This window comes from Lachnoclostridium sp. MSJ-17 (genome assembly GCF_018918205.1).
GTDB lineage: Bacteria > Bacillota > Clostridia > Oscillospirales > Acutalibacteraceae > Ruminococcoides.
In genome coordinates this window covers 47301-58051 of sequence record NZ_JAHLQB010000028.1, presented here as the reverse complement: position 1 = coordinate 58051, position 10751 = coordinate 47301, and the positions used below count along the sequence as shown (strand labels likewise).

Below are 10751 nucleotides of genomic sequence, written 5' to 3'. Positions count from 1 at the left end.
ATCTATCAGGGCAGACAGTTCAAGGTATACCGCGGAATGGGCAGTCTCGGCGCAATGGGCAAGGGCAGCGCTGACCGCTACTTCCAGGCGAGCAACCGCAAGTTCGTTCCCGAGGGCGTCGAGGGACGCGTACCCTACAAGGGAATGCTTTCCGACACCGTTTACCAGCTCATGGGCGGCTTGAAGGCAGGCATGGGCTACACGGGCTGCGCTACTATCGGGGAACTCCACGAAAAGGCTCAGTTTGTCCGCATTTCCGGCGCGGGTCTCAGAGAGAGTCATCCGCACGATATTCAGATCACAAAGGAAGCTCCCAACTATTCCTACAATTTCAGCTAAAAATCTAAAGGGTTGTCATCGAGGCAGCCCTTTAATAATAGGAGATGTTCAAGATGAAAAAATTTATTTCTCTTCTGCTCTGCACAGCCATGCTCATCAGTCTCTTTTGCGTCAGCGTGAACGCGGCTGAGGACGGAGCAGCGGCGGTACCTAAAATCTATGTCACCACAGATGACGGCAACGGCAACAGCATTGAAAAGGCTGACGGCTATGTCGGCGCGAAAATAAAAATCGAGGACACTGACGGCAGTGTGCTTGAGGATAAGACGAGCTTCAAGGTTCGCGGCAACAGCACCGCGCTCGCCGAGAAAAAACCGTTCACCTTTAAGTTCTCAAAGAAAAAGGACGTGCTCGGCATGGGCAAGGGCAAAAAGTGGGCTCTGCTCGCGAATTGCTTTGACCCGACGCTCATGCGCAACTACATTGCCTTCGATATCGCGCAGGAGCTCGGTATCGCCTATACCTCGAATCAGAAGTACGTCGAGCTGTGGGTCGACGATGTGTACAAGGGCTGCTATACCCTTATGGAGCCTGTTCAGGAGGGCAAGGACAGGGTCGACATCGACATCGAGAGCAACAACGGAATGAAGGACTTCCTGCTTGAGGTCGAGCAGCAGCGAGTAGAGGAAGGCGTGACATACATCAATTCCAACGGCTACCGCTTTGCCGTAAGCGAGCCCGAGGAGCCCAACGACGAGCAGGTCGCATATATTCAGGAAAAGACCGACGAGATGACGTCTGCCTTCATCAGCAGGGATTACAGCCGCATGGAGGAAGCCGCCGATATGGAATCCTTCGCGAAGTTCTACCTGCTCAACGAGTTTGTCAAGAACGTGGACGCCAACTACAGCTCGGTTTTCTATTACTACAAGGACGGAAAATTTTTTGCGGGACCTCCGTGGGACTACGACCTCGCCTCGGGCAACCCTAATCCCGAATCCAAATCACCCTCATATCAAAACTGCGCTCAGCCCGAGAAGCTCCACGTCGCCTACACCAATATGGTATATTATCTTATGTTGAAAAACGAGTTCCGCGACGTTGTCAGAAGAATCTACACGGAGCACTACGCATATTTCTGTGATATCTACTCCGAAGGCGGTCTTATGGACAGACTCCTCGGACAATACGGAGAGGTTTTCAGCCGCAACTTCAGCGAAGCCGGCTGGGATGCAGGCAAGAAGTATACGGTTCAGCAGAGAACGCCGGAGCCGACGTTTGAGGAGAACGTGAGCTTCCTCAGGGAATGGTACAGCCGCCGCAACACATGGCTGGGCAACGCGCTGTATGTTTACGGCGTGAGCGTGAACGAGCCGGATCAGAAGAATGATCCGCATATACTCAATTTCTCCGTCGATATAAAGCGCGACAGCGGGATCAAGGATCTGACGCTCGAGCTTGCCGCGGATGAGCCGATGTACTACAGACGAACCCTGAGCCTTTCCGACGCGCAAAGGGTCAATACCTACGCAAGCCGCAAAAACTATATTTACAAGATCAGTCTGCCCGGCTGGATAGTGCCCGAAAAGCTGAGTATAAGACCTGTTTCACCGGAAATCGAAACCGCCCTCGAACCGCAGAGCTATGATATTGTCATTCCCGACGACGGCACGGCGGAAACTCTCGCCGTGGGTGACGCGAACCTCGACGGAGAAATCACCGTTGACGACGCGACGCAGATTCAGAGAATTGCCGCGGAGATCACTGCCGCAGATGAAAAGACAACGGCGGTTGCCGACATCAACGCGGACGGCGTGATCGACATAACCGAGGCGACAAAAATCCAGCAGAAACTCGCGGAGATCTACACCGACGGCTACACGAGAAACATAGGTAAGAAATTCAGGTTCAACAGAGCAGAGAGTTAAGAGTGCAGTGTAGCTCTGTAACTACGATCACTACCAACTACTAACTAAAACCGTAAAAATATCTAAAATTCTTGTTGCGTTGCCTGTATTTTTGTGGTATGATAAAGCTATAAAATTTAAATACAGGGAGTGTTTAAAATGTATAGACTGGGAATTGACCTCGGCGGCACCAATATCGTAGCGGGTTTGGTCGACGGGGACTACAAAATCGTGGCGAAGGCTTCGTGCAAGACAAACGTTCCGCGTCCTGAAAGCTCTATCTGCGACAGCATGGCTGAGGTCGCTCTGAAGGCTTGCGAAAAGGCGGGCGTTTCTCTCGACGAGGTCGAGAGCATCGGCATCGGCGTACCCGGAGCGGTAAACCCCAAGACCGGCGTTATCGAGTATTCCGCAAACCTTCATTTCCACAACTGGGAGGTTGTGAAGATGATGCAGGAGCGTCTGGGCAAAAAGGTTCTCATTGAGAACGACGCAAACGCGGCGGCTCTCGGCGAGTTTCTTGCAGGCTCCGCAAAGGGCGCTAAGAACGCGGTAGCTATCACCCTCGGCACAGGCGTCGGCGGCGGTATCATCATTAACGGCAAGATCTACAGCGGCTCCAACTTCGCGGGCGCTGAGCTTGGTCATATGGTTATCGTCAAGGACGGTAAGGAGTGCGGCTGCGGCAGAAAGGGCTGCTGGGAAGCTTATTCCTCCGCGACGGGTCTTATCAACCTGACAAAGGAAAAGATCCTCTCCGACAAGCTCGACTACAGCTACATGCTCAAGCTCGCCGACGGCGACATCAACAAGGTCAACGGCAAGACAGCGTTTGACGCGGCTGCGGCAGGCGACAACGACGCGCAGGAGGTTCTCAACACCTACTTCGGCTACCTCGCGACGGGTCTTGTAAACATCATCAACATCTTCCAGCCCGACGTACTCTGCATCGGCGGCGGTATCTCAAATCAGGGCGAGAACCTGCTCCGTCCGCTGAGAAAGATCATCGAGGAGGAGCGCTACACCAAGCACAACGACAAGCAGACTCTCCTCTGCACCTGCACTCTCGGCAACGACGCAGGAATCATCGGCGCGGCGTTTTTGGATTAATAAAAAGTTAAATTTACATCTCAGGGGAGCTCCTTGCGGGCTCCCTTTTTTCGCGTAAAAGGAAATGTGCAGAATCAACAAACTTTTAGTACACGTTTTAAAAATAATACTTTACAAGTCTTGTCAAAAGTGATAAAATATAGGGTGATGAAACGTGTGTTTATCTACACGTTGCGGCTTTCTATCAATTCACCTAAAGCCGTTTGATAAAAAAGGAGGACGAAATCCCATGGCAAGAAAAATGAAAACCATGGATGGCAACAGCGCGGTTGCTCACGTATCATACGCGTTTACCGACGTTGCGGCTATCTATCCCATCACACCTTCTTCCGTAATGGCTGACCTTACCGACCAGTACTCGGCTAACGGCCTTAAGAACCTTTTCGGAAGAGAAGTTCAGGTAACTGAGATGCAGTCCGAGGGCGGCGCTGCAGGCGCGGTTCACGGCTCTCTCGCGGCAGGTGCGCTCACCACCACCTACACCGCTTCTCAGGGCTTGCTCCTGATGATTCCTAATATGTACAAGATGGCGGGCGAGCTGCTCCCCGGCGTTATCCACGTATCGGCACGTGCTCTCACCAGCCACGCACTCTCGATCTTCGGCGACCACTCAGACGTTTACGCCTGCCGTCAGACAGGTTATGCGATGCTCTGCTCCAACAATCCCCAGGAGTGTATGGACCTCGGCGCCGTTGCTCACCTTACCGCTATCAAGGGCAGAGTTCCCTTCCTGCACTTCTTCGACGGCTTCCGCACCTCTCACGAGATCCAGAAGATCGAGGAGTGGGACTACGCTGACCTCGCCGACATGCTCGACTGGGACGCTGTAGAGGAATTCCGCAGACGTTCACTCAACCCCGAGCACCCCGTAACCCGCGGAACCGCTCAGAACGACGATATCTTCTTCCAGGCTCGCGAGGCGTGCAACAAGTACTATGACGCTGTTCCCGAGGTTGTTATCGAGTACATGAACAAGGTCAACGAGAAGATCGGCACCGACTACAAGCCCTTCAACTACTACGGCGCGGCTGACGCTGAGCACGTAATCGTAGCTATGGGTTCTGTCTGCGACTGCGCAGAGGAAGTTGTTGACTACCTCAACGCTGCAGGCGAGAAGGTTGGTCTGCTCAAGGTAAGACTTTACCGTCCGTTCGTTGGCAAGTACATGACCGATGAGCTTCCCAAGACTGTCAAGACTATCTCCGTTCTCGACAGAACAAAGGAACCCGGCTCCATCGGCGAGCCTCTCTACCTCGACGTTCTCGCAGCTCTCAATGATTCCGAGTTCGCAGGCGTTAAGGTTTATGCAGGCCGTTACGGTCTCGGCTCCAAGGACACCACACCCGGCGACGTTATCGCTGTTTACAGAAACGCTGAGTCCGACGCTCCCAAGAAGCGCTTTACTATCGGTATCGTAGACGACGTTACCAACCTCTCACTCCCCGTAGTTGAGAATCCCGACACCACTCCCGCAGGCACCCACAGCTGTAAGTTCTGGGGTCTCGGCGCGGACGGTACCGTCGGTGCTAACAAGAACTCCATCAAGATCATCGGCGACCACACCGACATGTACGCTCAGGGCTACTTCGCTTACGACTCCAAGAAGTCCGGCGGTCTTACCGTATCCCACCTGCGTTTCGGCAACACACCGATCAAATCTACATACTACATCTCCAAGGCTGACTTCGTAGCCTGCCACAACCCCTCATATGTTGACAAGTACGACATCGTTGACGACCTCAAGGAAGGCGGTTCGTTCCTGCTCAACTGCGCTTGGGACGTTGATGAGCTCACCAAGCGTCTCCCCGGCAAGATGAAGAGAATCCTCGCCGAGAGAAAGATCAACTTCTACACCATCGACGCTATTCAGATCGGTAAGGAAATCGGTCTGGGCGGCCGTGTAAATACCGTTCTTCAGTCCGCGTTCTTCAAGATCGCCGACATCATTCCCGCTGAGGAAGCTAAGGAATTCATGAAGGCTGCTGCGAAGAAGTCCTACCTCAAGAAGGGTCAGGCTATCGTAGACATGAACTATGCCGCTATCGACCGCGGTATGGAAGACCTCAAGAAGGTCGAGATTCCCGCTGATTGGGCTAACGCCGCTGACGACGCCGTAGCTGACAAGGCTGACGGACAGGGCGCTCTTGTAGAGTACGTAAACGGCATCCTCAAGCCCGTTAACGCTTACAAGGGCAACAAGCTCCCCGTATCCGCGTTCGTTGACCACATCGACGGTACCTGCCCCAACGGCTCCGCTGCTTTCGAGAAGAGAGGCATCGCGGTAGACGTTCCCGAGTGGCAGAGCGCTAACTGCATCCAGTGTAACCGCTGCGCGATCGTATGTCCTCACGCTGTTATCCGTCCCGTTCCCATGACAGACGCCGAGGTTGCGGCTGCTCCCGAGGGAACAGAGGCTATCCCGATGATCGGCCTTAAGGAACTCAAGTTCGTTATGACCGTTTCCACCCTCGACTGCACAGGCTGCGGCGCTTGCGCTCAGGTTTGCCCGGGCAAGAAGGGCGAGAAGGCTCTCGTTATGAAGCCCATCGATTCTCAGAGACCCAAGCAGGCTCTCTTTGATTACGGTCTGACCGTAGACGAGAAGCCCGAGGTAGGCGAGAAGTTCAAGTTCACAACCGTCAAGGGCAGCCAGTTCAAGCAGCCCCTGCTCGAGTTCTCCGGCGCGTGCGCAGGCTGCGGCGAGACTCCTTACGCTAAGCTCGTTACACAGCTCTTCGGCGACAGAATGTTCATCGCCAACGCTACAGGCTGCTCCTCTATCTGGGGCGCTTCCGCACCTGCTACTCCTTACACCACCAACAAGAAGGGCTACGGTCCCGCGTGGATGAACTCCCTGTTTGAGGACAACGCTGAGTTCGGTCTCGGTATGGCTCTCGGACAGAAGGCTATCCGCAACAGACTCGTTGGTTATGTAACCGAGATCAAGGATACCACCGACAACGCTGACCTCAAGGCAGCTTGCGAGGGTTATCTCGACACTATCACAGATTCCACCTCTTCACGTCCCGCTACCGACGCTCTTATCGCAGAGCTCGAGAAGGCTGTTGACGACGCTAAGGTCGGCGAGCTCGTTAAGAAGACTCTCGTTGACAAGGACGAGCTTGCCAAGAAGTCCATGTGGATCTTCGGCGGCGACGGCTGGGCTTATGATATCGGCTTCGGCGGTCTCGACCACGTAATCGCTTCCGGCGAGAACGTTAACATTCTCGTATTCGACACAGAGGTTTACTCCAACACAGGCGGTCAGTCCTCCAAGGCTACTCCTATCGGCTCTGTTGCACAGTTCGCAGCTGCCGGTAAGGGCGTTAAGAAGAAGGACCTCGCCGCTATCGCAATGAGCTACGGCTATGTTTACACCGCTCAGGTAGCTATGGGCGCCGACAACAACCAGGTACTCAAGGCTATGGTAGAGGCTGAGAGCTATGACGGTCCTTCGCTGATCATCGCTTACGCTCCCTGCATCAACCACGGTATCAAGGGCGGCATGGGCATCGCTCAGCTCGAGGAGAAGAAGGCTGTTGACGCAGGCTACTGGAACCTCTTCCGTTACGATCCCAGACTTGCTGCTGAGAACAAGAATCCCTTCCAGCTCGACAGCAAGGCTCCCACAGCTTCCTACCGCGACTTCATCATGGGCGAGGTTCGTTACAACGCTCTCACCCGCAAGTTCCCCGAAAGAGCAGAGAAGCTCTTCACCGAGGCTGAGAAGTTCGCTGAGCAGAAGTACGCGCATCTCTCCAGAATCGCAAGCTTCGAGGACGCGACCTGATTTAACAAAAATCAATACAAATAATAAAGGGCTGTCGCTTTTGCGGCAGCCCTGCTTTTGTCTGCATAAAAATATGCCGTCAGGAAACCTGACGGCTGTAATAATTTTATCTATTTTACTGTCAGCCGGTCACAATTACGAGCATACCGGTATTACCTGTGCCCTCGGTGAATTCCGCGAGGTGCTTCTGAACGCAGGTCACGTCGAGAACGGAGATTATTCCGTCGTTGTTGACGTCCGCGAGGAGCTTTTGAGACGGATTCAAAGCTATCAGTTCGGCAGCCGCGCGCTGGATCAGTGTAACGTCGTCGACAGAGAGATCTCCGTCCATGTTCATGTCGCCGATCATATACTCGGCAATAGGCGCGGGGATGGTAGTTTCCTGAGGAGTGCTCGTCCAAACCTGAGGAAGCGTAGTCACGTCGGGAGCTGTCGTCCACACCGGGGGAAGCGTAGTCACGTCGGGCTCGGTCGTCCATACGGGAATGGTGGTCGGATAAGTAACGTCGGGACCTGAGGTAAGCTCAATACCCTTTCCGCTGACGTCAAGAGAAGCTGAGGGAGCGTATGCCCTAAAGCTGACGGTGCCCTCGCTGCGCACATAGAACCATTCGTCGCTGCTGAAAACGAGTTCATCCGGCCAGATGCAGGAATAAACATTGAGTGTTGCCTTATAGGGTGTGTCAAAAACAGGCAGATCGCTGATGTCTGCGGTGAACGTGGGGGAGAAGCCCATGACAGCCTGATACATGCCGCTTTCCATTACCGCGCCGTCGGGACGGTAGATCTTGAGAATGCAGTAGAGCTCCAGCGTTTCACCGATCGGTTCGGAGGTGGGCTCCATGGTGGTGGGAGTTTCTTCATATGGCAGCGTGTACTCGCTGTCAGTCATTTCGAGATCAACGTTCCGCTCAACCGTGAGCGTGTCGGTGAAGGCGTGGTAGCGGAAGGTGACCTCGGTGTCCTTCCTCACATAGAACGCGATGTTATCCTCTTCGCAGTATTCGGGAGGATTGGCGGGGAAGATGGCGGAATACAGCGCGACGTTGCACTCATAGGGATAAGGAGACGCTTTGAGCGTCAGGGTCTCATAAAAATAGAGATCATCCGAGCTGCCGGTCTGCGTCATGGCGTATTCGGGCATGGCGGGATAGTCGAGCTCGGGCTGGGAGATGACGAGCTTGGGGATCACCTCAAAGACGGGAGGCATCGGGTCATCCGGATAGGTCGTGCTGAATTCCTCACAGTGGTTGGTGCCGCCTTGGATGTCGCCGTTTGTGCCGACGGGAACAGGGGTTGTTGCCGCCGAGGTGCTGACCGCCATTGCCGTCATGAACGAAACGGTCAAAACGAGAGCCAAAAGCACCGCGAGCAGCTGCTTTGTTGTGTTTTTCATAGATAAAACTTCCTTTCATATTTTCGCGAAGGCGCGTTTTCTCCATTATAACACAAATGTTCCGCATATACCACGGCAAAATTATACAAACCTCAGTCCTTGCCCTTAGCCTTTCCTAACAATCCTCCTAACAGACTGAAAATGATAGCCGCGCCGATACCAGCAGCGGCGCTTTTGAGAGCGCCCGTCAGAATTCCGAGAGCGCCGTCCTCGCGCAGGGCGTCCTTCATTCCCTCAGCCATAAGGTTGCCGAAGCCGCTTATTGGTACGGCGGAGCCTTCGCCCGCAAAGTCAGCGAGAGGCTGATACAGACCGAGAGCGCTCAGCGCGACTCCCGCTACAACGAAGCCTGTCAGGATTTTTGCCGGTGTGAGCTTTGTTTTGTCGATAAGCAGCTGCCCGATAAGGCAGATCGCTCCGCCGACAAGAAAAGCGTAAATGTATTGCATGGAAATTCTCCTTTCAATGAGTATAGTTTGTCCGTTGACGCACAAATCATACGTGAATGTGAAATTCCGTTGAAAATTTTTATAAAGCCCTACCCAAACGGCGTTTTTTGTGGTAATATTATTATCGGTGTTTTATAAATATACAAGGAGTGAAGCACATGATTGAGGTGAAAAACCTTACCAAACGCTACGGCGACATCAAGGCTCTTGACGACATCAGCTTTACCGTCGATACGGGCGAGGTTCTGGGTTTCCTTGGGCCTAACGGCGCGGGCAAGTCCACAACCATGAATATCATCACGGGTTACATATCGTCTACCTCAGGAACCGTCACGGTTGACGGAACCGAGATTCTCGAGAACCCCCGCGAAACAAAGCGCAAAATCGGCTATCTTCCCGAGATTCCGCCGCTCTATCCCGAGATGACGGTGCGCAAGTACCTTGAGTTTATGTTCGACCTCAAAAAAGTCAGGCTGCCCAAAAAGGAGCACATTGACGAGATCATGCGTCTGGTGCGCATTTCCGACAAGGCTGACAGGCTGATAAAGAACCTGTCCAAGGGCTACCGTCAGCGCGTGGGCTTCGGTCAGGCGCTGCTCGGAAATCCGCCTGTGCTGATTCTGGATGAGCCGACCGTCGGTCTTGACCCCAAGCAGATCATCGAGGTGCGCAAGCTTATCCGCAGTCTAGGCAAGAAGCACACCGTGATCTTCTCGTCGCACGTCCTCTCCGAGATATCGTCGACCTGCGACAGGATAATCGTAATTTCCGAGGGCAGGCTTGTCGCCGACTCAAAGGCAGACGAGCTCTCAAAGGCGCTCGCCGACACCCAGAAGCTCTCGCTCACCGTTGAGGGCAGTCCGTCTGAGATCATCGGCGAGATCAAGAAGATACCCGGCGTAAAGAAGTACATGAAGGTGCGCGAGCTCGGCGAAAAAACCGCGGTTTACAGCGTGGAATACGGCAACGACTTCGATATCCGGCGCGAGGTGTTCAGCGCGATGGCGCGTATCAACGCTCCGATTCTCGAGATGAAGTCGGGCAACGAGAGCCTTGAGGACATGTTCCTCAAGCTGACTCAGGACGCGGGAAAGGCAGGTCAATGATATGGGCGCGATACTAAAGCGCGAAATGAGCGCGTATTTCAGCTCCGCGACGGCTTACGTCGTAATGGCGGTGTTCTTTTTCTTCTCGGGTATGTTCTTTAATTTCTACGTATTCGCGCAGAACTCCACCAGCCTGACATATGTATTCTCAAGCATGTTCTTCATAATAATGTTTATTATTCCGATCATCACGATGAAGTCGTTCGCGGAGGAAAAGAAGCAGAAGTCCGACCAGGCGCTGCTGACCTCGCCCTGTTCGCTCACGGAGATAGTGCTAGGCAAGTTTTTGGCGGCGTTCATCATGTTCGCGATGTGCAACGTGATCTTCCTCGTCTACGCAGTGGTGATCTCGTTCTTCGCACAGCCTCAGTGGTCGGTGATTCTCTGCACTCTGCTGGGAACGCTCCTCCTCGGCAGCTCGATGATAGCGATCAACGTGTTCATTTCCGTTCTGACGGAGAGTCAGGTTGTCGCCGCTGTCCTCGGAATGGGCGCGGGACTTCTTATCAGCATGATGAGCTACTTCGTGAACAACATCAGCGTCGATTGGATATCAACTGCTATCGAGAAGATCAGCTTCATGAATTACTACGAAAACTTCACATACGGTATTCTCAGTATTACCGATGTGATATTCTTCCTGAGCGTGACGGCGCTGTTTTTGTTCTTCACTGTCAGAGCGCTTGAGAAAAGACGCTGGAGCTAAGGAGGTAT

8 protein-coding genes are annotated in these 10751 nt (G+C 53.5%); 6 read left to right on the top strand and 2 right to left on the bottom strand.

Annotated elements, in window-relative coordinates; all coding sequences use genetic code 11:
• The 4 genes from KQI64_RS02050 to nifJ all read left to right on the top strand — a co-directional run.
• A partial coding sequence (locus KQI64_RS02050) for an IMP dehydrogenase (protein ID WP_216523112.1) occupies positions 1-339 on the top strand: 339 nt, incomplete at its 5' end.
• 53 nt (positions 340-392) lie between these two features.
• Positions 393-2207 (top strand): CotH kinase family protein, encoded by a 1815-nt coding sequence (locus KQI64_RS02045; RefSeq protein WP_216523111.1) that lies wholly within the window; start codon positions 393-395, stop codon positions 2205-2207.
• A gap of 138 nt (positions 2208-2345) precedes the next feature.
• Complete coding sequence (locus tag KQI64_RS02040) at positions 2346-3296, top strand: ROK family protein (protein WP_216523110.1); 951 nt, start codon at positions 2346-2348, stop codon at positions 3294-3296.
• A 229-nt stretch (positions 3297-3525) separates the two neighbouring features.
• Positions 3526-7086 (top strand): pyruvate:ferredoxin (flavodoxin) oxidoreductase, encoded by a 3561-nt coding sequence (gene nifJ / locus KQI64_RS02035; protein WP_216523109.1) that lies wholly within the window; start codon positions 3526-3528, stop codon positions 7084-7086.
• Between the two features lie 121 nt (positions 7087-7207).
• Here nifJ and KQI64_RS02030 read toward each other — a convergent pair whose 3' ends face one another.
• Together KQI64_RS02030 and KQI64_RS02025 are read right to left on the bottom strand one after the other, a co-directional pair.
• The gene (locus KQI64_RS02030; protein WP_216523108.1) at positions 7208-8482 is read right to left on the bottom strand and encodes a dockerin type I repeat-containing protein; all 1275 of its coding nucleotides are present in this window, start codon (positions 8480-8482) and stop codon (positions 7208-7210) included.
• A 92-nt stretch (positions 8483-8574) separates the two neighbouring features.
• A complete protein-coding gene (locus KQI64_RS02025; RefSeq protein WP_216523107.1) occupies positions 8575-8931 on the bottom strand; it encodes a SpoVA/SpoVAEb family sporulation membrane protein in 357 nt (118 codons plus the stop codon).
• 158 nt (positions 8932-9089) lie between these two features.
• Between KQI64_RS02025 and KQI64_RS02020 the strand changes: the two genes are divergently transcribed.
• Both KQI64_RS02020 and KQI64_RS02015 read left to right on the top strand, forming a co-directional pair.
• Positions 9090-10037, top strand: a complete 948-nt coding sequence (locus KQI64_RS02020; RefSeq protein ID WP_216523106.1) for an ABC transporter ATP-binding protein — start codon at positions 9090-9092, stop codon at positions 10035-10037.
• 1 nt (position 10038) lies between these two features.
• The gene (locus KQI64_RS02015; RefSeq protein WP_216523105.1) at positions 10039-10743 is read left to right on the top strand and encodes an ABC transporter permease; all 705 of its coding nucleotides are present in this window, start codon (positions 10039-10041) and stop codon (positions 10741-10743) included.
• The last annotated feature ends 8 nt before the right edge of the window (positions 10744-10751 follow it).

Excerpts from the sequence above, each read along its gene's own strand:
- KQI64_RS02015 (WP_216523105.1), top strand. The coding sequence starts at position 10,039 with ATGGGCGCGATACTAAAGCGCGAAATGAGCGCGTATTTCAGCTCCGCG.
- KQI64_RS02040 (WP_216523110.1), top strand. The coding sequence starts at position 2,346 with ATGTATAGACTGGGAATTGACCTCGGCGGCACCAATATCGTAGCGGGT.
- KQI64_RS02020 (WP_216523106.1), top strand. The coding sequence starts at position 9,090 with ATGATTGAGGTGAAAAACCTTACCAAACGCTACGGCGACATCAAGGCT.
- KQI64_RS02030 (WP_216523108.1), bottom strand. The coding sequence starts at position 8,482 with ATGAAAAACACAACAAAGCAGCTGCTCGCGGTGCTTTTGGCTCTCGTT.
- nifJ (WP_216523109.1), top strand. The coding sequence starts at position 3,526 with ATGGCAAGAAAAATGAAAACCATGGATGGCAACAGCGCGGTTGCTCAC.
- KQI64_RS02025 (WP_216523107.1), bottom strand. The coding sequence starts at position 8,931 with ATGCAATACATTTACGCTTTTCTTGTCGGCGGAGCGATCTGCCTTATC.
- KQI64_RS02045 (WP_216523111.1), top strand. The coding sequence starts at position 393 with ATGAAAAAATTTATTTCTCTTCTGCTCTGCACAGCCATGCTCATCAGT.